Origin of the sequence: Achromobacter sp. D10 (assembly GCF_035282245.1) — a bacterium.
Classification (GTDB): Bacteria; Pseudomonadota; Gammaproteobacteria; order Burkholderiales; family Burkholderiaceae_B; genus Achromobacter; species Achromobacter insolitus.
This window is the reverse complement of record NZ_JAYJLE010000001.1, coordinates 262,285-285,207: the sequence shown is the minus strand read 5'-3', so window position 1 is coordinate 285,207 and position 22,923 is coordinate 262,285. Positions and strand designations below refer to the sequence as shown.

At 65.5% G+C, this 22,923-nt stretch carries 23 protein-coding genes; 10 read left to right on the top strand and 13 right to left on the bottom strand.

The window, feature by feature from the left end:
* Position 1: 1 nt before the first annotated feature.
* Positions 2-310 (bottom strand): Asp-tRNA(Asn)/Glu-tRNA(Gln) amidotransferase subunit GatC, encoded by a 309-nt coding sequence (gatC, locus tag VCS63_RS01340; RefSeq protein ID WP_063959569.1) that lies wholly within the window; start codon positions 308-310, stop codon positions 2-4.
* Between the two features lie 227 nt (positions 311-537).
* Between gatC and VCS63_RS01335 the strand changes: the two genes are divergently transcribed.
* The 5 genes from VCS63_RS01335 (at position 538) to rodA (ending at position 6,180) form a co-directional block, all read left to right on the top strand.
* Positions 538-1,581, top strand: a complete 1,044-nt coding sequence (locus VCS63_RS01335) for a rod shape-determining protein (protein ID WP_006216320.1) — start codon at positions 538-540, stop codon at positions 1,579-1,581.
* A gap of 84 nt (positions 1,582-1,665) precedes the next feature.
* Positions 1,666-2,550: a rod shape-determining protein MreC gene (gene mreC, locus VCS63_RS01330; protein WP_042796087.1), complete on the top strand. Its 885-nt coding sequence runs from the start codon at positions 1,666-1,668 to the stop codon at positions 2,548-2,550.
* Positions 2,537-3,103 carry a rod shape-determining protein MreD gene (gene mreD, locus VCS63_RS01325; protein WP_042796088.1) on the top strand — a complete coding sequence of 189 codons (567 nt, stop codon included), beginning with the start codon at positions 2,537-2,539 and terminating at the stop codon, positions 3,101-3,103. Before mreC ends, mreD begins: the two co-directional genes overlap by 14 nt.
* Positions 3,104-3,118: 15 nt before the next feature.
* Positions 3,119-5,044 carry a penicillin-binding protein 2 gene (mrdA, locus tag VCS63_RS01320; protein WP_042796089.1) on the top strand — a complete coding sequence of 642 codons (1,926 nt, stop codon included), beginning with the start codon at positions 3,119-3,121 and terminating at the stop codon, positions 5,042-5,044.
* Positions 5,044-6,180 carry a rod shape-determining protein RodA gene (gene rodA / locus VCS63_RS01315; protein WP_042796090.1) on the top strand — a complete coding sequence of 379 codons (1,137 nt, stop codon included), beginning with the start codon at positions 5,044-5,046 and terminating at the stop codon, positions 6,178-6,180. Before mrdA ends, rodA begins: the two co-directional genes overlap by 1 nt.
* Before the next feature lie 707 nt (positions 6,181-6,887).
* Here the strand turns inward: rodA and VCS63_RS01310 are convergent.
* From VCS63_RS01310 to argB, 5 genes are all read right to left on the bottom strand, one after another.
* Positions 6,888-7,940, bottom strand: a complete 1,053-nt coding sequence (locus VCS63_RS01310; protein ID WP_042796091.1) for an Ldh family oxidoreductase — start codon at positions 7,938-7,940, stop codon at positions 6,888-6,890.
* Positions 7,941-7,952: 12 nt separating this feature from the next.
* Positions 7,953-9,446: a DASS family sodium-coupled anion symporter gene (locus VCS63_RS01305; RefSeq protein WP_042796092.1), complete on the bottom strand. Its 1,494-nt coding sequence runs from the start codon at positions 9,444-9,446 to the stop codon at positions 7,953-7,955.
* Positions 9,447-9,760: 314 nt separating this feature from the next.
* Positions 9,761-10,336, bottom strand: coding sequence for a nucleoid occlusion factor SlmA (gene slmA / locus VCS63_RS01300; protein ID WP_042796094.1), 576 nt, complete (start codon positions 10,334-10,336; stop codon positions 9,761-9,763).
* A gap of 56 nt (positions 10,337-10,392) precedes the next feature.
* Positions 10,393-11,139, bottom strand: a complete 747-nt coding sequence (locus VCS63_RS01295; protein ID WP_323878066.1) for a pyrimidine 5'-nucleotidase — start codon at positions 11,137-11,139, stop codon at positions 10,393-10,395.
* A gap of 166 nt (positions 11,140-11,305) precedes the next feature.
* A complete protein-coding gene (gene argB / locus VCS63_RS01290) occupies positions 11,306-12,208 on the bottom strand; it encodes an acetylglutamate kinase (protein ID WP_042796096.1) in 903 nt (300 codons plus the stop codon).
* Between the two features lie 265 nt (positions 12,209-12,473).
* On the opposite strand from argB, the gene VCS63_RS01285 reads away from it, so the two are divergent.
* Positions 12,474-13,262, top strand: coding sequence for a MetQ/NlpA family ABC transporter substrate-binding protein (locus VCS63_RS01285; RefSeq protein WP_042796097.1), 789 nt, complete (start codon positions 12,474-12,476; stop codon positions 13,260-13,262).
* Positions 13,263-13,398: 136 nt separating this feature from the next.
* Here the strand turns inward: VCS63_RS01285 and VCS63_RS01280 are convergent, their stop codons facing one another.
* The 4 genes from VCS63_RS01280 to VCS63_RS01265 form a co-directional block, all read right to left on the bottom strand.
* Positions 13,399-13,893, bottom strand: coding sequence for a peroxiredoxin family protein (locus VCS63_RS01280; protein ID WP_042796098.1), 495 nt, complete (start codon positions 13,891-13,893; stop codon positions 13,399-13,401).
* Positions 13,890-14,630, bottom strand: a complete 741-nt coding sequence (locus VCS63_RS01275) for a BON domain-containing protein (RefSeq protein ID WP_164793526.1) — start codon at positions 14,628-14,630, stop codon at positions 13,890-13,892. Before VCS63_RS01275 ends, VCS63_RS01280 begins: the two co-directional genes overlap by 4 nt.
* The gene (locus VCS63_RS01270) at positions 14,627-15,220 is read right to left on the bottom strand and encodes a phosphoheptose isomerase (RefSeq protein ID WP_013396736.1); all 594 of its coding nucleotides are present in this window, start codon (positions 15,218-15,220) and stop codon (positions 14,627-14,629) included. The genes VCS63_RS01275 and VCS63_RS01270 overlap by 4 nt, the downstream gene beginning before the upstream one ends.
* Positions 15,221-15,305: 85 nt before the next feature.
* Complete coding sequence (locus VCS63_RS01265) at positions 15,306-15,788, bottom strand: YraN family protein (RefSeq protein ID WP_104653959.1); 483 nt, start codon at positions 15,786-15,788, stop codon at positions 15,306-15,308.
* Positions 15,789-15,854: 66 nt separating this feature from the next.
* On the opposite strand from VCS63_RS01265, the gene rsmI reads away from it, so the two are divergent.
* A complete protein-coding gene (gene rsmI / locus VCS63_RS01260) occupies positions 15,855-16,790 on the top strand; it encodes a 16S rRNA (cytidine(1402)-2'-O)-methyltransferase (RefSeq protein WP_164793525.1) in 936 nt (311 codons plus the stop codon).
* Positions 16,791-16,793: 3 nt separating this feature from the next.
* Complete coding sequence (locus tag VCS63_RS01255; protein WP_042796102.1) at positions 16,794-17,378, top strand: methylated-DNA--[protein]-cysteine S-methyltransferase; 585 nt, start codon at positions 16,794-16,796, stop codon at positions 17,376-17,378.
* 33 nt (positions 17,379-17,411) lie between these two features.
* Here VCS63_RS01255 and VCS63_RS01250 read toward each other — a convergent pair whose 3' ends face one another.
* Together VCS63_RS01250 and rapZ are read right to left on the bottom strand one after the other, a co-directional pair.
* Complete coding sequence (locus tag VCS63_RS01250; protein WP_323878061.1) at positions 17,412-18,374, bottom strand: septal ring lytic transglycosylase RlpA family protein; 963 nt, start codon at positions 18,372-18,374, stop codon at positions 17,412-17,414.
* Complete coding sequence (gene rapZ, locus VCS63_RS01245) at positions 18,371-19,243, bottom strand: RNase adapter RapZ (protein ID WP_042797512.1); 873 nt, start codon at positions 19,241-19,243, stop codon at positions 18,371-18,373. Before rapZ ends, VCS63_RS01250 begins: the two co-directional genes overlap by 4 nt.
* A 184-nt stretch (positions 19,244-19,427) precedes the next feature.
* Between rapZ and VCS63_RS01240 the strand changes: the two genes are divergently transcribed.
* Positions 19,428-20,180 carry a c-type cytochrome gene (locus tag VCS63_RS01240; RefSeq protein WP_104653960.1) on the top strand — a complete coding sequence of 251 codons (753 nt, stop codon included), beginning with the start codon at positions 19,428-19,430 and terminating at the stop codon, positions 20,178-20,180.
* Between the two features lie 12 nt (positions 20,181-20,192).
* Entirely contained in the window at positions 20,193-21,476 is a 1,284-nt protein-coding gene (locus VCS63_RS01235; protein ID WP_112966735.1) for a c-type cytochrome, read from the top strand.
* Here the strand turns inward: VCS63_RS01235 and VCS63_RS01230 are convergent.
* Entirely contained in the window at positions 21,473-22,906 is a 1,434-nt protein-coding gene (locus VCS63_RS01230) for a PLP-dependent aminotransferase family protein (protein ID WP_280134830.1), read from the bottom strand. The genes VCS63_RS01235 and VCS63_RS01230 overlap by 4 nt on opposite strands.
* Positions 22,907-22,923 lie beyond the last annotated feature (17 nt).

Genomic DNA, 22,923 nt, shown 5'->3' with positions numbered 1-22,923 from the left:
CTTAATCCAGAACCTTGGGAACCAGGAACAGGCCTTCCTGGGCATCGGGGGCGTTGGCCAGCAGCTCCTGCCGCCGGGCTTCCGAGCTGGGTTCGGTCACGACATCTTCACGCAGGCGCAGCACGATATCCTCGTGGGCGGACAGCGGGTGGGCCAGGGGTTCGACCCCCTGCGTGTCGACGGACTGGAGCCGTTCGATCAGGTGGAGGATGCCGTTGAGTTCGGCCTGCGCAACGGTGCGCTGGTCGGGGGTCAGTTCGATTCTGGCCAGCCGGGCAATGCGGGCCACATCTGTGTCATTGAGCGCCATGGGGGATTGCAAATCGATAAGCGAAGGCCGAGGGGCGGGACAGGGCAGTATGCATACGCCGAACCCGTTACAAAGCTTGAATAGCCTGCATTTATGCGCTATTTCCGGGGAAATTATAAGTTATGATTCACGGTTTAATCGCCGTGATGACAGGCGGACCCGTTGTTTTACGGGCCCTACGCCCCGCGGCATGTACCTAATTCCCCCCAGAATTTAGCTGAGCTCCCATGTTCGGATTCCTGCGCAGTTATTTTTCCAGCGATATGGCGATTGACCTCGGTACCGCCAATACGCTGATCTACGTCCGCGGCAAGGGCATCGTGCTCGATGAACCGTCCGTGGTCGCAATCCGTCATGAAGGCGGTCCTCACGGCAAGAAGATCATCCAGGCCGTCGGCCACGAAGCCAAGCAGATGCTCGGCCGCGTTCCCGGCAATATAGAGGCCATCCGGCCCATGAAGGACGGCGTCATCGCCGACTTCACGGTCACCGAACAGATGCTCAAGCAGTTCATCCGCATGGTGCACCCCCGCAACATGCTGGCGCCCAGCCCGCGCATCATCGTCTGCGTGCCCTGCGGCTCCACCCAGGTTGAACGCCGCGCCATCCGTGAGTCGGCCTTGGGCGCGGGCGCGTCCCACGTCTTCCTGATCGAAGAACCCATGGCCGCGGCCATCGGCGCCGGCCTGGCCGTGTCCGATGCCAGCGGCTCCATGGTCGTCGACATCGGCGGCGGCACCACCGAAGTGGCGGTCATCTCCCTGGGTGGCATGGTCTACAAGGGTTCGGTGCGCGTCGGCGGCGACAAGTTCGACGAAGCCATCGTCAACTACATCCGCCGCAACTACGGCATGCTGATTGGCGAACCCACCGCCGAACTGATCAAGAAGGAAATCGGCTCGGCGTTCCCGGGATCCGAAGTCCGCGAGATCGAGGTCAAGGGCCGCAACCTGGCCGAAGGCGTGCCGCGCAGCTTCACCGTCTCGTCCAACGAGATCCTGGAATCGCTGACCGATCCGCTGAACCAGATCGTTTCGGCCGTGAAGATCGCCCTGGAACAGACGCCGCCCGAACTGGGCGCCGACATCACCGACAAGGGCATTGCCCTGACCGGCGGCGGCGCGTTGCTGCGCGACCTGGACCGTCTGCTGCAGGAAGAGACCGGCCTGCCCGTCGTGGTGGCGGACGATCCGCTGACCTGCGTCGTGCGCGGCTGCGGCGAGGCGCTGGAACACCTTGAGAAACTGGGCGCCATCTTCATCAACGACTAATTTTGCCCGCCAGCCCGGAGCCCAGCTTTTTCACGGCTCCGGCCGCTGCCGGAGCGACGGACGCGGGCGTCCGGGCTGAGATTCATGCAACGACAAGGGACTCCTCCCCTATTCAGGCGCGGCCCACCTGCGGAGGTGCGGCTGGTCGTTCTGGTCGTCCTTGCTTTGGCCCTGATCGTCATGGATTCGCAATGGCGCATGCTGGAACCGGCGCGCCGGGCGATGTCCGTGGCCCTTTACCCCTTCCAGCGCGCCGTCATGGCGCCGCGCGACCTCGTCCAGCAAGTGAACGAATGGGTCAATGCGGCCAATCTCATCCGTAGCGAAAACGAAGCCTTGCAACGCCAGCGCATCGAGCTGGCGCAGGTGACCACGCATGGTGCCCAGCTGGCCGCTGAAAACTCGCAGTTGCGCCGGCTGCTGGGCGTGACCGACACCGTGGCGCAGTCGGCCGTGGTGGTCGAGGTCATGTACGAGCCCACCAATGCGTTCACGCAGCGTCTGGTGTTCAACAAGGGCAGCAAGGCCGGGCTGGCTCCCGGCATGCCGGTGATCGACGAAGGCGGCGTGGTCGGGCAGATCGTGCGCGTCACGCCGATGACGGCCGAGGCGGCGCTGGTCACCGACGAACAGGTCTCCATCCCTGTGCAACTGCTGCGCAACGGCTTGCGCCTGATCGCGTTCGGTGGCAACTCGCCGGGCAAGATGGAGGTCCGTTACCTCGCCGCCAATGCCGACATCAAGGAAGGCGATACTATTGTCACCAGCGGCGTTGGCGGCCTGTTTCCCGCCGGCCTGCCCGTGGCCAAGGTAACCTCGGTCGAACGCGATACCGCCTCGGGCTTCGCGCGCGCCGTGTGCGAACCGCTGGCCCACCCCGAACGCTACCGCCACTTCCTGGTCCTGCAGGTCGATGTGGAGCGCGCCGAGTCCAACCGTCAGGAGGTCGATTCCGGTGGATCGGACTAACCAATCCTCTGGGCAGGCCGCGCGCCGCCTCGGCACCCCCAGCAATGTGCAGCCCGACCGGCTTTCCGGTCCGGCGCATGGCGTATTCGTATGGGGCACGGTGCTGGTGGCATGGCTGGTATCCCTGCTGCCGTGGCGCCTGTGGCAGGGCGCGCCTGACATCCTGCTGCTGATCATCGCCTTCTGGTGCGTGCACGAGCCGCGCCGCGTCGGCCTGTTCACCGCTTTCTTCTTTGGCCTGCTGATGGACGTGCACGACGCCGGCCTGCTGGGCGAACACGCGCTGTCATACACGCTGGTCGCGTATGGCGCCGTGGCGTTGCACCGCCGGCTGCAGCGGTTCGACCTCTGGAGCCAGGCCATGCACATGTTGCCTGTGTTCTTCATTGCCCGCTTCGTGACCCAGATCATCCATGCGTGGCTGGCAGGCAAGTGGCCGGGTTGGGATTGGGGCATCAGCGTGCTTCTGACCACCGCCTTGTGGCCGTTGGCCGGTTGGGTCCTGCACTTGCCGCAGCGCGGTGTCGACGACGCCGAATCTTCCTCCGCCTGACGGCGGCGCCGCGTCATGTTCGAATTCAAGAAAACCGGCCAGCAGCAGAAGCAGCGTTTCCGCCTGCGCGCCTGGGTGGGCGGGCTGTTTGCGCTGGCCTGCTTCGGCGTGCTGGTCGGCCGGTTCTGGTATCTGCAGGTGGACCGTTACGAAGGCCTGTCCGAACGCGCTGACCGCAATCGCATCGCGGTCGTGCCCATCCCGCCGCGCCGCGGCGAGATCCTGGACCGCAACGGCGAGGTGCTGGCGCGCAATTACCGCACCTATACGCTGGAGGTTGTGCCGGCGCATGCGGGGAACCTCGGAGAGCTGTTCGAGCGCCTGACCGAAGTCGTGTACATCAGCCCGGCCGATCAGCGGCGCTTCAAGCGCCGGGCCGCCGAATCCAGCCGCTACGCCAGCCTGCAGCTGCGCAACAATCTCAACGAAACCGAAGCTGCCTGGTTCGCTGCGCATTCCTTCCAGTTTCCGGGCGTGGAGCTGCGCGCGCGCTGGGTGCGCGAGTACCCGCAGGGCCTGTCGGCGGCGCACGTGGTGGGCTATATCGGCCGCATCGCCGAGGGCGACATCGAAGAACTGGACCGCGCCGGCCAACTGGGCAATTACCGCGGCACCGATGTCATCGGCAAGAAGGGCATCGAGAAGACCTGGGAAGAACAACTGCATGGCCGCACCGGCCTGGAAGAGGTCGAAGTCACCGCCGGCGGTCGGCCGATGCGCACGCTGCGCCGGATCGACCCGGTGCCCGGGTCCGACATCATGCTGTCCATCGACCTGGGGCTGCAGAAGGTGGCTGAAGCGGCCTTCGAGGGACAGCGCGGAGCACTGGTCGCCATCGACCCCGACACGGGCGAGGTGCTGGCCTTCGTCTCGCAGCCGTCGTTCGATCCGAACCTGTTCGTGGACGGTATCGACGTGGACAACTGGCGCATGCTGAACGAATCGCCCGATCATCCACTGATCAACCGGCCGCTATACGGCACCTATCCCATCGGTTCGACCTATAAGCCCTTCGTAGGCCTGGCCGCCCTGGAGCTGGGCAAGCGCCGCGCCACCGACCGCATCTCGGACCCGGGCTATTACGAGTTCGGCGGCCAGAAATTCCGCAATGCCGGAGGCGCTGCCTACGGCATGACCGATATGCACAAGGCTATCGTCGTATCGTCGGATACGTACTTCTACTCGCTGGGCCCCGAGATCGGCGTGAACGCGCTGCACGATTTCACCAAGCAGTTCGGCTTTGGCCAGATCACCGGCATCGACCTGGAAGGCGAAAAGCGCGGCGTATTGCCATCGACCGACTGGAAGCGATCGGCCTACAAAGACAAGGAGCGCCAGCGCTGGTACGCCGGCGAGACGATCTCCGTGGCGGTGGGCCAGGGCTACAACGCCTTCACGCTGCTGCAACTGGCGCAAGGCACGTCGACCCTGGCCAACAATGGCCTGTATCGTCGGCCGCATCTGGTGCATGCCGTGCGCGATCCGCGCAGCGGCGTGGCCAAGGCGACCGAGTCCACACCCGACTACCGCATTCCGCTCAAGCAAGCCAACGTGGACGTGATCAAGAACGCCATGGCGGACGTGGTGCGCGCGGGCACGGCGCGGCGCGCGTTCGCCAACACCGCCTACCAGGCAGCGGGCAAGACCGGCACCGCGCAGGTGTTCAGCCTGCGTGGCGGCCATTACCGAGCCAGCGCCATCGACGAGCGCCTGCGGGACCACGCGCTGTTCATGGGTTTCGCACCGCTTGAACATCCCCGTATCGCCGTGGCGCTCATCGTCGAGAACGCCGGCTGGGGCGCCAGCGTTGCCGCACCGGTCGCGCGCAAGGTGTTCGACTATTGGCTGGCCAAGGAACGCCAGGACAAAATCGTGCGGCCGGAGCGCGCCGACCCCCTGGCCTCGGTCGAGGCCATTGCTTCTGACGTGGTGCGCCAATAATGAAACGCCTGGGCCTTATCCTGCTGCGCGTATTCACGGCCTTCGATTGGCCGTTGCTGGCGATCCTGTTGATGTTCGCCGCGCTTGGCCTGACGGTCATGCACTCCGCGGTGGGCGGGACCGATTGGCGCTTCGCCGAGCAATCGCGCAATTTCATCATCGCCTTTTTCGCGATGTGGACCATGGCGTTGATTCCTCCCAAGTGGCTGATGAAGCTGGCCTTGCCCTTTTACGTGGTGGGGGTGGTGCTGTTGCTGGGCGTGGAGTTCTTCGGCGAAACCAGCAAGGGCGCGACCCGCTGGCTGAACCTGGGCGTGACCCGCATCCAGCCGTCCGAAATGATGAAGATCGCCGTGCCCATGATGCTGGCCTGGTACTTCCAGCGCCATGAAGGCGCGGTCCGCATCCGCGACTTCCTGGCCGCAGCCGCCATGCTGGCCGCACCCTTCGGCCTGATCGTGCTGCAACCTGACCTGGGTACCGCGCTGCTGGTGTTCGGCGCAGGCTTTTTCGTCATCTATTTCGCGGGGCTCTCCTTCAAGCTGCTTGTCCCTGTCATGCTGGCCGGCATCATCGCCATCGGCACACTGGTCTATTACGAGGACCAGTTATGCGAGCCTGACGTGGACTGGGTCGTGCTGCACGATTACCAGAAGCACCGCGTGTGCACCCTGCTCAATCCGAGCTCCGATCCGCTGGGCAAGGGCTTCCATACGATTCAGTCGATGATCGCGGTGGGCTCGGGCGGGGTGTACGGCAAGGGTTACATGAAGGGCACGCAGACCCACCTGGATTTCATCCCCGAACGCACCACCGATTTTATCTTCGCGGTCTACGCCGAAGAGTTCGGCCTGTATGGCGGCATAGCCATTTTGGTGCTGTACGGCCTGATGATGGCGCGCGGCCTGACTATCGCATCGCGGGCGTCATCGCAGTTCGGCAGGCTGCTGGTGGGGGCGCTGACGATGATGCTGTTCATCTACGTGTTCGTGAACGTGGGGATGGTGACAGGGATCCTGCCTGTGGTGGGGGTACCGTTGCCGTTCATGAGCTATGGGGGGACTGCGTTGTTCACCATGGGGATTGCGTTTGGGATCATGATGAGTGTTAGTCGGCATCGGTCGGTTAAGACTTGATCTTTTTGGCGGCTGCGCGTTCTTCGTAGGTCGCCCGTAGGCGCGGGCGGCCGTAAGCTACATACGTGGTTTTGGGCGTCGTGGCGATGGTCGCTTGCGCGTTTGCGGAGCGTGGTTTGCTAGTGGCCGCTCATCATTGGGGTGGGGCGGTGATGGGTGGTGCGCGGCAGGCAGCGGCTTGCGCTTGAGGATTTTCTCGCGCGCACCACCCATCCGGCACCGTGGCTTAGCGGTCGGTGATGATCAACGGCCTGGTGACGTTCGGTGATGAGCAGCACCCTTGAGGCGTTAACGCTGATGGGTGTCTCACACGCGCGCAGCGTCATCCTCAACCGTAAGACACCGCGGAAGCCTCGGAAGGCCGCCCGGGCGGCCGGCCCGAGGCGAGCCCCGCAAGATCCACCGCCATACCCCACCCGTTGCTAGAAAGCCAAGCACACCGCTCGCCCCAGCTGAGGCCGAATTGCAGTTGAACGAGCCCGTCGCGTCGGCGGCCCGCCATGCGCGGGGCGTCGATAAGCCCGACGGAATCCGAAGGAACCGCCCCAGGCGGTGACGAGGATGAGGATGGGGCAGTCCGGAGCGAAGGCTCCGGACCGCAATCGTTGCCCCGCGCATGGCGGGCCGCCGATGCGACGGGCGTCTTAAGAACCCAAGACGCCCGAAAGCAAGCAAACAAACGTTACCCGCAAGAACCGCCTACAACCTCAAGCAGGCAACGCCTCAGGCACCCCAAGGTCGACGGCCAGCTTGGTCAAGCCGTCCCAGATCCGGCTGTCGAACGTCAGCGAATCCGCGTTCAGCGCCCGATTGCGAGCTTCGTACTCGCCCGGGTACTGCACGCCTTCGACGCCGGGTTGGGGCTTGCAGGCGTGCAGGTAATCGATGAACGCGCCCACCTCCATCGACCGCCAATCCGTATTGAAGTCCACTTGCGGATCCAGCAGCAGCGCGAACATATTGTTCGTGGCTACTCCCGTGCGAGGGTGTTCGGGCTGGATCGTGCCGCCGCCGGACAGGACGCCGGCCAGCAGTTCGGCCACCAGGCCCAGGGCGTAACCCTTGTGCCCACCGAACGGCAGCAGGGCGCCGGGTGGGTCGGTGAACAACGCGTTGGGATCGGTGGTGGGATTGCCCTGGGCGTCGATCAGCGATCCCGCAGGCGCTTGCTCGCCTTTGGCCGCCAGCACGCGCGCCTTGTTGACGGCGATGGAGCTGGTGGCCATGTCCACGATGAAGGGCGGGCGTCCACCCGGCAACGGGCCGGCGAAGCACAGCGGGTTCGTGGTCAGGCACGCCTGCGCGCCGCCGAAAGGCGCCACGGTCGGCGAGCGGTTGATCACGTTGGTGAAGGCCAGCAGGATCAGACCCTTGGCGGCAACCATTTCCCCGTAGTGGCCCATGCGGCCCAGGTGGTGGCTGTGGCGCAGGGTCAGGATGCACTGGCCGTGCTCCTGAGTGCGCTCGATGGCCTTCTCGATGACGACCTTGCCGACGTACTGGCCCAGACCGTGGTGGCCGTCGTAGGCCAGCATCGCGCCGCGATCGTTGACCAGCTCGGGGCGGCCGTCGGCCTGGGCCAGGCCTTCAGACAGGACACGCCGGTAGTTGGTGAGGATGGACAATCCATGGCTGGTATAGCCCACCCGGTCCGACTCGACCAGGTGTTCGGCCACGTCGCGGGCGATGTCCTCGGGCACGCCCTGGGCCATCAGTACGCGGCGGCCGTATTCATTGGCTTGGGCGATCGAAATCTTCATGACGCGATCTCCTTACAGCCAGCCCAGCCAACGCCAGTAGGTCATGCCCATCAGCAGCATCAGCAGGTAGCCGACGATGGTGACGATAATGCCGACCTTGGCGAACTGCTTGGCGTTGAAGGTTTCCGTACCCAGGCAGACCATGTTCTGCGGTGCGTTGATCGGCAGGATGAAGCCGTAGCTGACGACGAAGCCCAGCAGCATGGTCATGCCCAGCCGGCTGAAATCGCCCGGCAGCGTGGCCAGCACCGAGATCAGGATCGGCAGCATCGCCGAGGTCAGCGCGGTGGCGCTGGCGAAGCCCAGGTGGATGACGATGAGGAAGGCGGCGAGGATGGCGAAGATGGCCAGCGGACCCAGATGGTCCAGGCCGGTGTGTGCCACAACCTGGTTGCCCAGCCACTGTCCCGCTTGGGTCGTCAGCAGGGCGGTGCCCAGGCTGATGCCGACGCCGAACACGATCACGGTGCCCCATGGGATACGCGTCTGCACGTCTTTCCAGGTCATCACGCCAAAGCGCGGCAGCAGCAGCAGGACCAGGCCGAAGTAGGTGGTGGAAGTGGTGTCGAACTTGTGCAGCTTGCCTTCGGTCGACCAGAACAGCAGCAGCATGAGCGACACGGCCATCAGGCGCTTTTGCGCGCCTGTCATGGGGCCCAGCTCAAGCAGCGACTTCTCGACGGCTTCTTTGCCTCCCGCGATGCTGTCGCTTTCCGGCGGCAGCAGCTTGAGCACGATGACGATCAGCACGGCCGACATGATCAGCGACCAGGGGGCGCCGGCGATCAGCCAGTCCGACCATGCCACGCGTTCGCCCAGCATTTTTTCCATGAAGCCCACGGTCAGCAGGTTCTGCGCGGCGGCGGTCTGGATGCCGACGTTCCAGATGCTGGTGGCTTGCGCCACGATGATCATGATGCCGGCGGCGATATTGGAGCGCTTGTCCACGCCGAAGGCCGCGATGACGCCCATCATGATGGGCACCACGGCCGCGCTGCGGGCGGTGGCGCTGGGCACCACCAGGCTCAGCACGATGGTCACCGCGATACATCCGATCAGGATGCGGCGCGTGCTGGTGCCTACCTTGGCCAGGGTCACGAGCGCGATGCGCCGGTCCAGCCCGGTGAAGGTCATGGCGGCGGCAATGAACAAGGCGCCGGTCACCAGCGCCAGCGCCGAATTGGAGAAGCCGGTCAGCGCCATGCTGATCGCGGCCGACGTGCCATAGACCACTTGCGGGTCTTTGATTGTCGGAGCCGTGCCCAGCAGGAAGGCCATCAGCGTCGTGATCATGATCGCGCTGGCCTCGTAGGACACGGCTTCGGTAATCCAGACCACCACTGCGAATGCGAGGATGGCGAGCATCCGATGGCCCGCGACGGGCAGGTCGGCAGGCAGCGGCATCATCAGCACGCCGATCATCACTAGGATGCCGGCGACCAGTCCGATGGGAATTTTGGTTTTCTTTGGGGCTTGCGAGGCAGGGACGGCGGCTTGCGCGGTCATATCCATCTCCGGTTGAGGTCAAACTGCCGACACACCGCCCCGCGAGCAACGGGATAGGTCAAATCGGTGTGTCGACGCTACAGCATGATCGTGACGGCATTGCGGAAAACCCGTATTGATACTGATCAAGCCTGTGGAGATTTGGGCTTGTGGAAAACCTCTGACGGGCATTATGCTCGTCGCCCCGCACCGCCGGCAAGGGGAGATTGTTGCATGAAGTTATACAAATCGACCGTAAAAAAGCCGGAAGCGAAATTAATTAGATCGTGCCACGATGCTAATCAAGATCAGGCCGATCGGCCGTTACAGCAAGCTCAACCCAAGGCCAGGCGCAGTTGTTCGTCCAGGTGCAAGGTAGGCGCGACGCGCCAGCCGCTCTGCGCATAACGTAGCCAGCGGCCCAGCACCAGATGTGTCAGCAGGCTGGCGTGCGCCGCGACATTGGCTTGCGGCGGCAGGCCGCCATCCGTGACCGCGATGCGCAGCGATTGCTTCAACGACGCCTCGATGCGGTCGTTGATGTGGTTGATGCGTTCCTGCAGGCGGTTGTCTTCGGTGACCAGCGCGTCGCCTGTCAGCACCCGCGTCATGCCCTTGTTGCGTTCCGAGAAGGTCAGCAGCATGGACACGGTCTTGTGGGCCTGGGACAGGCCCTCGGGTTCGGCGATGGCGATCTGATTCACCAGCGTGAAGATGCTGGTTTCGATGAATTCGATCAGCCCTTCGAACATCTGCGCCTTGCTGGCGAAGTGGCGGTACAGCGCGGCCTCAGAGACTTCCAGGCGCGCGGCAAGCGCGGCCGTGGTGATGCGGGAGGCGTGTGGTTGCTCCAGCATTTCGGCCAGGGTTTGCAGAATCTGGGTCTTGCGCTCGCCGGTTTTGCTCGCCATGGAAGGGTCTGCTCTCGCGCAGGCTTGACGGTGAAGGGGGAGGGAGGAGCGCGCCGCTACCCCCGCAAGGGGCGTCGGCGTAATAGCAAATCACTGACGGAGTTTACTCGCAAGTCGACGTAAGCCGGCCGCTGTGAACGGCCGCGGGCAAACGGCGTGCCGGGGTGAAAGACGTGGACCGTGCGCAGGCCCACCTGGCGCGCGCCGCGCAGATTGGCCAGCGTGTCTTCCACCAGCACGGCGTTGCGCGCCGCCACGCCTTCGCGCGCCAGCACATGCCGCAGCAGCGCGGGAGAGGGCTTGGGCCGGAACTCGCCATGCAGACGCATGTGTTCGATGGCCCACAGGCTGTCGAACTGGCGCAGGATGCCAAGTCGCGCGAGCACGGCGCGGGCATAGTGCAACGGCGCGTTGGTCAGCAGCACCTTGCGGCCGGGCAGCCGGGCGAGCTTGTAGGCCAGGGCGCTTTCCGAGCGCACCAGCGGGCCGACGTCGAAATCGTGGCTGCGGTGCAGAAAATCATGGGGATCCACGCCGTGATGCCGGACCATGCCTATCATGGTGGCGCCATAGCGCTTCCAGTACTGCGAGCGCACGCGGTTGGCGGTGTCGATGTCGACGTTCAGCGCCTCGGCCACGGCCATGGTCATGCCGTGGTCGATCTTGGGGAAGATGGCGTGCGAAGTGTCGTGGAGCGTATTGTCCAGGTCGAACAGCCACAGGCGCTCGGAAGCGCCTTCGGCCGTTCGCCGGGAGCGGCGCAACCGCAGCGCGGGCCGCAGCAATTGACGATCGATTCGCATCAGTTGTCCATGGCGCCGCCGGCCATCCCCGATAAACCGACCGAAGCACGCCCCGCCGCCGGTGCGGCAAGACCTTCCCGATCGGGGCCGCGCGGATCCGGCTCCGCCGGTCCGCAGCGGCGCCCCCCCGGGGGGGAGGCGCGCAGCGCTGCGGGGGGGTACCCCATCAGTGCGAGCTGATCATCGTGCCCACGCCCTGGTCGGTCAGGATTTCCAGCAGCAGGCAGTGCGGCACGCGGCCATCGACGATGTGCACCGAGTTCACGCCGTTCTTGGCGGCGTCCAGCGCGGACGAGATCTTGGGCAGCATGCCGCCGGAGATCGTGCCGTCGGCGAAGAGTTCGTCGATGGTTTGCGCCGAGAGGCTGCGCAGCAGCTTGCCGCTCTTGTCCAGCACGCCCGGGGTGTTGGTCAGCATCAGCAGTTTTTCGGCGCCCAGCACTTCCGCCATCTTGCCGGCGACGACGTCGGCGTTGATGTTGTAGGCCGTGCCGTCTTCGCCATAGCCGATGGGGGAGATGACGGGGATGAACTGGTCGTCCTGCAGCGCCTTGACCACGGCCGGCTCGACCATGGTGATGTCGCCGACGAAGCCGATGTCGATGGGTTCGGACGGGTTGTCCTTGTTGGCCATCAGCTTCTTCTGGGCCTGGATAAGTCCGCCGTCCTTGCCGGTCAGGCCCACGGCCTTGCCGCCGACCTCGTTGATCATCATGACGATGTCCTGCTGGACCTGGCCGCCCAGCACCCATTCGACCACTTCCATGGTCTCGGCGTCGGTGACGCGCATGCCCTGGATGAACGTGCCCTGTTTGCCGATGCGGCGCAGCGCGTCGTCGATCTGCGGACCGCCGCCGTGCACCACTACCGGGTTCAGACCCACCAGCTTCAGCAGCACGACGTCGTGCGCGAAGCTGCGCTGCAGACGCTCTTCCGTCATGGCGTTGCCGCCGTACTTGACCACGATGGTCTTGCCGTGAAATCGTCGGATATACGGCAGTGCTTCAGACAGCACAGCAGCTTTGACAGCAGGAGACGAAACGGCAGCAGGGTCGGGGGTGTCGGTCATGGCAGCTAAGTCGGCAAATATACGTATGAGTGGTTAGAAAAAATGCCTGCACAAAAACGCGTTCGGAACGCGGTAGCGCAAGCATACGACGGATTGTAGTACCCACAGGTTTCTTATGCTTTAAACCCATGTTGATATGCCCGACAAATAACCGGCATTCAGGTAAATTGGGGGCGTTTTCGCAACGGCGCGCCCCGCAAAAGGGGGCGCAGCCAGACCGGCAGGGCATCGGCCCCCAATTTTTTACCCATAAAAGAGGCAACACATGCGTTTGAACTTTGTCCGGTCCGCCCTGGTGGCGTCGGCCTTCCTGGTGGCGGCGAACGCCGCCCATGCCGAAAAAGTGGTCGTAGGCGCGACCCAGGTCCCCCATGCCGAGATCCTGGAAGTGGTGAAGCCGCAACTGGCCAAGGAAGGTGTCGAGCTCGACATCAAGGTGTTCAGCGACTACGTACAGCCCAACCTGCAACTGGCGGACAAGCAGCTGGACGCCAACTTCTTCCAGCACAAGCCCTATCTGGATTCCTTCAACAAGGACCGCAAGGCCACCTTGGTGCCGGTGGCCCTGGTGCACGTCGAGCCGTTCGGTGGCTATTCCAAGAAAATCAAGAATCTGTCCGAGCTCAAGGATGGCGCCACGGTCGCTATCCCGAACGATCCATCCAACGGCGGCCGCGCACTGGTATTGCTGCAGAAGCAAGGCGTGATCAAGCTGAAGGACCCGTCCAACATCCTGGCCACGGCCGCGGACGTGGTCGAGAACCCCAAGAAGCTGAAGTTCCGCGAACTGGAAGCCGCCATGCTGCCGCGTTCGCTCGATGACGTCGATCTGGCGCTGATCAACACCAATTACGCGCTGGAAGCTGGCCTGGTCCCGACCAAGGACGCCTTGTTCATCGAAGGTTCGGATTCGCCGTACGCCAACATCCTGGTGACCCGCACGGACAACAAGGACGCGCCGGGAATCAAGAAGCTTGTCCAGGCCCTGCATACCCCCGAGGTGAAGAAGTTCATCCAGGACAAGTACAAGGGCGCCGTGGTTCCCGCCTTCTAAGCCCGGCCTGCCGTGGCCTGATCTGGAAGCCGCCCGTCGATCGGGCGGTTTTTCTTTTGGGCACGCGCGGGCGGCATCCTGTCCAGGCGAAAAAAAACCGCCCTGATGAGGGCGGTCTGCGTGGCACGGGGTGGGCTCAGCCCGCGGCCAGGGCCTTTTCCACGGTGGCGTGGAATTCCGCCACATCGTACTCGCCCAGATAGCGTTTGATGATGCGTCCTTGCTTGTCGATCAGGAAGGCGGTGGGCGTCAGGCGGATGTCGCCGAAGGCGCGCGCGATGTCGCCCTTGGTATCCAGCGCGACCGGGAACGGCAGCTTGCGGGTTTCGGTGAAATTCAGCACGTAGTTGGGCGGGTCGTAGTTCATGGCGACCGCCACCGCCTCGTAGCCCTTGGCGGCATACTCGTTATAGGCCGAGATGGTTTCCGGCATCTGCTTCACGCAGGTCACGCAGCTGGTGGCCCAGAACTTGACCAGCACGACCTTGCCGCGCAGGTCCTGCATGGAGAAGGTCTTGCCTTCCAGCGTGGTGAACGTGACGTCGGGCGCGGTCTGGACAGGGCGCATGACGAACCAGGCGCCGATGCCGACCGCCACCAGGACGGCCAGAGCGATGATGGCTTTTTTCATTTGATGGGCATGGCCTCTACGCCGTTGCTGGTGCCGGACGCGTTATCGCTGGCAGCGCCGGCGCCGCTTTCGATGGGCGCTTTGGTTTCCGTGGATGTGGTGGAACTGGAACCGCTGTTGGACAGCCGGATCGCTTCTTCGCGGCTGATCGTCTCGAACAGTTTAACCACCTTGGCCACGCCGCCGACGTCGGCGGTCGCGTTGGCGGCGTATTCGCCTTCGGCCTGCGTCACCTTGCCCATCAGGTAGACGACGCTGTGATCGGTCGTGACCGCAATGGTGCCGGATGGCACGTACTTGGTATTCAGCAGGGCGGTCTTGACCTTGGAGGTAAGCCAGGTGTCGTTGGAGCGCGTGCCGAACGAGGCGATGGGGCCCACGTTCAACTGGTTGATGACCTGCTTGACGTTTTCCACGCCCTGGGCGATGGAGGTAGCCTGGTTCTTGGCTTCTTCGGTGGGTACGTCGCCGGTCAACAGCAGGTGGCCACCGTAGGCCATGGCATTGACGCGGGCCGTGTCGCCCAGCTTCTGCGAGATCTGGCTTTGCGCCTTGAACGCCATGTTCTGGTCTTCGAGCTGGACGCCGGAGGTGCGGCGGTCCGTGACGACGACGGCTGTGGTGGCGGCCGCGCCGCCCACGATCAGGGGCGCGCAGGCCGACAGCGAGAGCGCGGCGGTGGATAGCGCCGCGGCAAGCATCAACGGGCGGACTGCGGTACGGACGTCAGAAATCATTCGGTGTCTCCAAGCAGAAGAGCGTCAATGCCGTCGCACAGCGCGTGCAGCAGCAGAATATGGACTTCCTGGATGCGCATCGTGCGATCGCTGGGAACACATAGATGGACGTCCATCGGCGTAATGAGTTCCCCCATGACGCCGCCGCCCTTGCCCGTCAGGGCAAGCACGTGCATTTCGCGGGCGCTGGCGGCTTCCATGGCGCGCACCACGTTGGGGGAATTGCCGCTGGTGGATATTGCCACCAGCACGTCGCCAGCCTGGCCGAAGGCGTTGACCTGGCGTTCGTAGATCTCGTCGAACCCGTAGTCGTTGCCCACCGCGGTGAGGATCGAGGTATCGGTGTTGAGCGCGATGCCGGCCAGGGGCAGGCGTTCGCGTTCAAAGCGGCCCACCAGTTCGGCGATGAAATGCTGCGCGTCGGCGGCAGAGCCGCCATTGCCGCAAGCCAGAATCTTGCCGTTGTTTGCCAGGGCGCCGAAAAGCACGTCCACCGCCACGGCCAACGGCTCGGCCAGGACGTTCATGCTTTGTTCGCACGCAGCCATGGCGTCGCGAAAGTGCGACGTCATACGAGAGGTCATATCCATGGGCGCGATTATCTCACGGGGCCATGGCGCGGTTCTGTCCAGGCGTAACGACAGTTGGGGTTGCGGTTACCGGTACGGGCGGGGGTCAGGGCTGCCAGAATGCGCCGCGCAGCCACGCCGGAGCGCCGGCGTCAAACACGACCGCGTCAAAACGCGCTGCCGGCAGTGTGCCGTGCCAGTGGCGGCGGGCCAGCTCGGGCAGCCAGAATGCCGCGGCGCGGGCCAGCCTGGCCTGCTTGTCCCGGCCGATGCTTGCCGCGGCGCCACCATAGCGGGTCGGGGCCCGGGAACGGACCTCGACGAACACCAGGGTGTCGCCGTCGCGCATCGCCAGGTCGATCTCGCCCGCGCGGGTGTGCAGGTTGCGCGCCAGCAGGATCAGCCCCTGTGCCAGCAGCAGCCGCAACGCGGCCTCCTCGTGGCGGTCGCCTTTGCGTTGGCTGGGTGAGCGCTGCGGGGCAGGCCGGTCCACGGGCGTGGCGCGCGTGGCTCGGCGCCGGCGCCGGGCGGCGCGGCGGCGGGCCGCCAGGGCCAGCTCGCAGGCCAGGCGCAAAGTGTCATCCGTCATGGGCGCTCCAGAGGGGGCGGGCATAGACGGCTACACTGACATGGTTTTCCGTGTCAGTAGGTTGCAATGAATCAAAATGTCTCACCTCCCCCAGCCGGAGATGCCTGGTCCCGCGTTGCCGAACGCGTGGCGGGGCAGCATTGGCCCGCTTCGACGCTGTATGTCGTGGCTACGCCGATCGGCAATCTGGGCGACCTGGGGCTGCGCGCCTGGCACGCCTTGCAGCGGGCCGACGTGATCGCAGCCGAAGACACGCGGGCCAGCCGGGCGTTGCTGGACGCCTGGGGCGTGAGCACGCCGCTCATGGCGGCCCACCGCCACAATGAAGCCGCCGCGGCCCAGGCCATCTGCGAACGTTTGGCGCAGGGCCAGCGCGTGGCCCTGGTGTCCGATGCCGGCGCTCCCGCCGTCAGCGATCCCGGCGCGCGCATTGTGCGCGCCGTGCGCGCTGCCGGTTTCGGCGTGGTGCCAGTACCGGGGCCCAGCGCGGTCATTGCCGCGCTGATGGGCAGCGGCGTCACCACGGACGAAAACCCGGGTTTTGCCTTCGCCGGCTTTCCGCCACCCAAGGCTGTGGCGCGCCAGCGCTGGCTGCGCACCTGGTGCGCCGTGCCCGCGCCCGTCGTAATGTTCGAATCGCCGCACCGGTTGGCGGCCACGCTGGCCGATCTGCTGGAGGTCTGCGGCCCGGATCGCCTGCTGACCGTGGCGCGTGAACTGACCAAGCGCTTTGAAGAGATCGCCACGTTTCCCATGGGCGAGGGCGCGGCATGGCTGGCCGCGGACGCGCACCGCGAGCAGGGTGAATTCGTGCTGATTGCGCATGCGCCCGAGGAGCAAGCGGCCGACGACGAAGCCGATCCGCGCACCGATGCGTTGCTGGATGCGCTGTTGGAGTCTTTGTCCTTGCGTGATGCCGCGCGGGTGGCTGCCAAGGTGTCCGGCCTGCCGCGGGACGTGTTGTACAACCGGGCCCTGTCCCGCAAGAAATCGGCGGAGTAAGACATGGTGTATTCCACAGTCGTGTCGAACAAACCCGCGGATCCCGACGAACGCCTGGTCTACCGCGACATCCCCACTCCGCTGGGCGACATGCGCCTGGTCGCCAGCCCGAAGGGGCTGCGGGGGGCCTGGTTCACCGACCAGGAGCTGCTGCCTTCGGCCGAAGGCTGGATCCTTATGGAATCCGATCCCATCCTGGAACAGGCGCGCCGCGAACTGGACGAATGGTTCGCCGGCCAGCGCCGCGTCTTCGATGTGCCGCTGGACCCCGTAGGCACGACATTCCAGCACCAGGTCTGGCATGCCTTGTGCGATCTCGACTTCGGTGTGCTGGCCAGTTATGGCGATCTGGCGCGCACCGTCGGGCGGCCCAAGGGCGCCCAGGCGGTTGGCGGAGCGGTGGGGCGTAATCCGATCAGCATCATCATTCCGTGCCACCGGGTGATCGGCGCGGACACCTCGCTGACCGGCTTTGGCGGCGGCCTGCCGCGCAAGCAGGCCCTGCTGGCGCACGAAGGCAACCTTTACCGCAGCCGCAGCGCAAGCGCGCGCCGGGTCTGCGACGGGCAGGCGGAACTGCCCTGGTAGGCGGGTGTTGCGGCCGGCCTGGGCCGGCCGGGATTATTGCGAGGCGATGCTCGGCAGGATGCCAATGCGGTCAGACACCATCGGCACGGCGTTCAGCGCGCTTTGCCGATCTGGGTAGGGCCCGATCTTGACCCGGTAGAGATTGTTGGATTGTTCGACCGAGGCAGGCGGCGCGCCTTCCGCGCCCAGCTGCGTGTTGATGCGGCTGACCAGCGATTGCGCGTTGGCGGATTGACTGAACGCGCCCACCTGGAGGTAGACATTGCCGATGCCGGCCGCTGCCGGTTGGCGCACCGGCGCCGAACCGGGCGCAGGTCCCGGCAGGGGTTCCGCCGCGAGCGCCACGGGCACGGCGGCGATCGGCGCCGCCACGGGCGTGGAACCCATCGCCGAAACGGGTTCGGGCGCGGCTGCAGCGGGCGCCCCTTGCGAGGCAAGCCGCCGGATTTCCTCCTGCGGTATGGCTTCCACCACTACCTGGCCGCTGCCTGGCCCGATGAGGCCCAGCTTGTACGCCGCCACGTAGGACAGGTCCATGATGCGGTCGCTGTGGAAGGGACCGCGGTCGTTCACCCGCACGACGATCGTCTTGCCGTTGACCAGGCTGGTGACGCGGGCGTAGCTGGGCAGCGGCAGCGTGGTGTGGGCGGCCGTCATGGCGTACATGTCGTAGGACTCGCCGATGGACGTGGAATTGCCGTGGAACTTCTTGCCGTACCACGAGGCGATGCCGCGTTTCTTGTAAGGCTGGCCGCTGGTGTCTGGCACATAGCGCTGGCCGAAGACCACGTACGGGCGGTTCGCGCCGCTGGCATAGGGTTCGATCCGCGGCACCGCGTCGGGCACCTGGTCCAGGTTCGAAGGCGGGTTCGCGTCCGGCCCGTCGTCCTTGTAGTACCCGCCGCCCTTCTTGCGTCCGCCGGTGGAGGAACAGCCGGCCACGGCTATGGCCAGCAGCAACATCATGAACAGGCGGGTCGGGCGGGACAGGGTCATGCGGATTCGTCGGGCAGTTGGGTGCGATGGCGCACCAGCAGCGGGTCGTGGTCGGAAAACCGCAACGCCAGTTGTTCGACCACGTAGACCGAACGGTGCTGGCCTCCGGTGCAGCCGATGGCGACCGTGAGGTAGTTGCGGGTGTCTTGGGTGTATTGCGGCAGCCAGCGGTTCAGGAAGCCGGCGATGTCGTCGATCATCTGCCCGACCAGATCGAAGCCCGCCAGCCAGGCGGCCACGGGCTCGTCGCGTCCGGTCAGCGGCCGCAGGTTGCGGTCATAGTAGGGGTTGGGCAGGCAGCGCACGTCGAACACCAGGTCCGCATCGCGCGGCACGCCGCGCTTGTAGGCGAAGGACTCGAACGTCAGCACGAGCGGCGCGCGATCGGCCTTGATCAGGTCGCGGATCCAGACACGCAACTGGCCGGGCGTCAGGTCCGAGGTGTCGATGACGTGTTCCTGTTCGCGCAGCGGCGCGAGCAGTTCGCGTTCCAGCGCGATGCATTCGGTCAGTGTCGGGGCCGTGCCGCCGCGCTGCAGCCGGTCGGTCAATGGGTGGCGGCGGCGAGACTCGGAATAGCGCTGCACCAGCGTCGCCGTGCTCGCGTCCAGGAAGACCACGCGCAGGCTGGTGCCCATGGCGCGCAGCGCGGTGACCACATCGGGGAGTTCGGCGAGTTCCCCGGGGGAACGGACGTCGATGGCGACCGCAACCCGCTCCATGCCGTCATCCCGGGCGTTCGCGATGAACTCGGTCAGGAACCGCACAGGCAGGTTGTCGACACAGGTATAGCTGGCGTCCTCAAGCATGCGCAGGGCGACGGACTTGCCTGAGCCTGAGATGCCGGTGACGAGGACGACTTTCAACATGGACATGATTGTGGCACGCTTTTCGAGGACGATGCCGGCGGGATGACATCTGATATGGCCGTAAACTGCCAATCTGCGCCTGTACCGGTTCGGCCCCCCTGGCGTAAGCTTGGGGCCGGATACTCGACAGATTCACATACGCGCCCCGCCGTCATGCGTTTCGGGGGAATGGAATTCGACCTAGATGTTAGCCTTCATTTCCTTTCGTAGTGTTTCACTGCCGCGTTTTTGGGCAATTTCCGTACTCGGGGCCGCTGCCGCCGTCTTTATGGCGAGGCCCGCACAGGCCCAGCAGCCACCTGAAACCTTGCGCCCGGACACCATGGCGGCCCGCGTGGCCGCCTGTACGGCCTGTCATGGCGCGCAGGGCAGGGCGGGCGCCGATGGCTACTATCCGCGCCTGGCCGGCAAGCCGCAGGAATACCTGTATCACCAGTTGCTCAACTTCCGCGACGACCGGCGCCAGTACCGACCGATGACGCACCTGCTGACAGGCCTGCCCGACGACTATCTGCGCGAGATGGCCGCCTATTTCTCCGATCAGCAAGTGCCCTATCCGCCGCCGACGCGGGCGGAGGTCTCCGCCGCCACGCTGCAAGCCGGACGCAAGCTGGCCCTGGATGGGGACTCCGCGCGCGGCCTGCCCGCCTGTGCCGCCTGTCATGGCGCCGCCTTGGGCGGCGTGCTGCCCGCCATCCCGGGCCTCCTGGGCTTGCCGCGTGACTACATCGGCTCGCAGATCGGCAGCTGGAAAAACGGCTTGCGCCGCGCGGCTGAACCGGACTGCATGGCGGACATCTCCAACAAACTCACTCCCGAGGATATCGGCGCATTGGCCGCATGGCTGTCCTCGCAACCCGTCGTCGAACCCTACGCGCCCCAAGCGGCGGATTCGATACGCCTGCCCGTCCAGTGCGGCAGTCAGGCACAACGGTAAGGGAGAGGACGGATGTCGCTCATGAAGAAAGTCCTGTCGGTCCTATTGCTGCTTGTCGTCGCCGCCATTGGGGGGCTGTATTGGCTGGGCACGCGCGACGATGCCAGCACCGGTCCCGCCGCAGCGGCGGCCGACGCCGCGACGCTGGTCGAGCGCGGACGCTATCTCGCCTTGGCGGGCAACTGCATGGCCTGCCATACCAGCCGGGGAGGCAAGACGTTGGCAGGCGGCACGCCCATCCCCACGCCTTTTGGCACGGTGTACGGCCCGAACATCACGCCCGACGAGAAGACCGGCATTGGCGCGTGGACGGCCGATGATTTCTGGCAGGCGCTGCACAACGGCAAGTCGCGCGACGGCACACTGCTGTATCCCGCCTTCCCCTACACGGAGTACACACGCGTGACCCGCGCCGATTCCGACGCGCTGTATGCCTATCTGCGCACGGTGGCGCCCATCAGCCAGCCCAACCGGCCGCCCGAGCTGGAGTTCCCCTACGACCAGCGGGCGTTGCTGGCGGCCTGGCGCGCGCTGTATTTCAAGCCGGGCGTGCAGGAAGCGGACGCGGGCAAATCCGTGCAATGGAATCGCGGGCGCTATTTGGTGGAAGGGCTGGGGCATTGCGCCGCTTGCCATACGCCCCGCAACAGCCTGGGGGCGCTGCGGTCGGCCGACACGCTGGCCGGGGGCGTGATCCCGGTGCTGGACTGGTACGCGCCGCCACTCACCAATGATGTCGAAACCGGCATGGGGCGTTGGTCCGCCGAGGACATCGCCGCCTTGCTCAAGACCGGTATTTCCAAGCATTCCAGCGTCAGCGGGCCGATGGCAGAGGTGGTGCTGGGCAGCACGCAGCACCTCACCGATGCGGATGCGCTGGCCATTGGCGTCTACATCAAGTCCTTGCCCGCCACGGCGGCCTCGACGGAGCGCTCGCGCGCGGCCGTCGCGCCGGCGGCCATGGAACTGGGCGGCAAGATCTATCGGCAGCAATGCGTGCAATGCCATCAGCCAGCGGGCGAAGGCAGCGGCACGGCGTGGCCCGCGCTTGCCGGCAACCCGACCGTGACGGCGCCATCGCCCGTCAATGCCATCCGCATGGTGCTGGACGGCGGCTACGCCCCGGCCACGGCGGCGAATCCGCGGCCCCATGGCATGCCGCCATTCGGCCAGTTGCTGAACGATAGCGATATTGCGATGCTGGTCACCTACATCCGCAATAGCTGGGGCAATGAGGCTGGGGGGGTGACGGCGTTGGAGGTCAAGCGGGCTCGCGCCGCGTCCACGCTGAACTAGCGCGCTTTCAAGGCCTGCGCGCACGCCTCGCGCGCCAATTCGCCCAGCACGCGGATGGCGTCTTGCGTGGCGGCGTTCCAGGGGTGTCCGTAGTTCAGGCGCAGCGCGCTGCCGAACTGTCCGCTGGCCGAAAAAATCGGTCCCGGCGCTACGCTGATGCCGCGCGCCAGCGCCGCCCGGTGCAGCGCCAGCGCATCCACGGCGGCCGGCAGTTCCAGCCAGAGAAAGAATCCGCCCTGCGGCCGCGTCAGGCGGGTGCCGGCTGGAAACTCCTGGGCGATCGCCTCGGCCATGCGCTGTTGCTGGGTCTGCAGCGTTTCGCGCAGGCGGCGCAGATGGCGGTCATAGCCGCCTTGCTCCAGGTACTCGGCGATTGCGCCCTGGGCGGGGCCGGACGCCGACAGCGTCGACGCCAGCTTCAGGCGCTGCACGCGTTGCGTGTAGCGGCCGGCCGAGGCCCAGCCGATGCGGTAGCCCGGCGCCAGGCACTTCGAAAATGACGAGCAATGCAACACCAATCCCTGTGTGTCATGGGCCTTTGCCGGCACGGGCCGCGCGGTCCCGAAGTACAGCTCGCCGTACACGTCGTCCTCGATCAGCGGGATCGAGTGGCGCGCAAGCAATTGCACCAGCTGCCGCTTCTTTTCGTCGGGCATCAGAGTGCCCAGTGGATTCTGGAATTGCGTCATCAGCCAGCAAGCCTTGGGCGCATGGCGCTCGATGGCGATTTCCATGGCGTCCAGGTCGATGCCGGTGCGTGGGTGGGTGGGCACTTCAAGCGCCTTCAGGCCATGGCGTTCGAGCGCCTGCAGCGCGCCATAGAAAGTGGGGGCCTCGACCATGACCGTATCGCCGGGCTGCGTGACCGCTTGCAGGCAAAGGTTCAGAGCTTCCAGCGCACCATTGGTGACGACGATGTCGCTGGCCGGGACATTGATTCCGCCGATCAGGTAGCGCAGCGCAATCTGGCGGCGCAGGCCGGGATTACCAGGCGCCAGGTCTTCCACGGTGTCCAGCGGGTCTTGGCGCTTGAGGTGCGCGGCCATGGCCTGGGCCAATCGCGGCAACGGGAATAGCAGCGGGGAGGGGAAGGCGGAGCCCAGCGGCGTCACGTCGCGGTTGCGCACCGAGCCGAGGATATCGAAGATGCGTTCGCTGATTGCCAGCTCGGTCGATTCGCCGTCCGGGCTGGACGCGCCGGGCTCCGGAGGCAGGGAAGCTGCCGGCGTGTTGACGTAGTAGCCGGAACGCGGCTGCGCGCGGATCAGGCCGCGCGCTTCCAGCAGGTAATAGGCCTGGAACACCGTCGACGGGCTGAGCCCGCGCGCGGCGCACGCATCCCGCACCGAGGGGAGTTTGTCGCCTGCGCGCAGCACGCCGTCGCGGATCGACTTGGCGATCTCGGCGGCCAGGGTTTCATACAGGCTCAAGGTGCCGCCGGGCGACG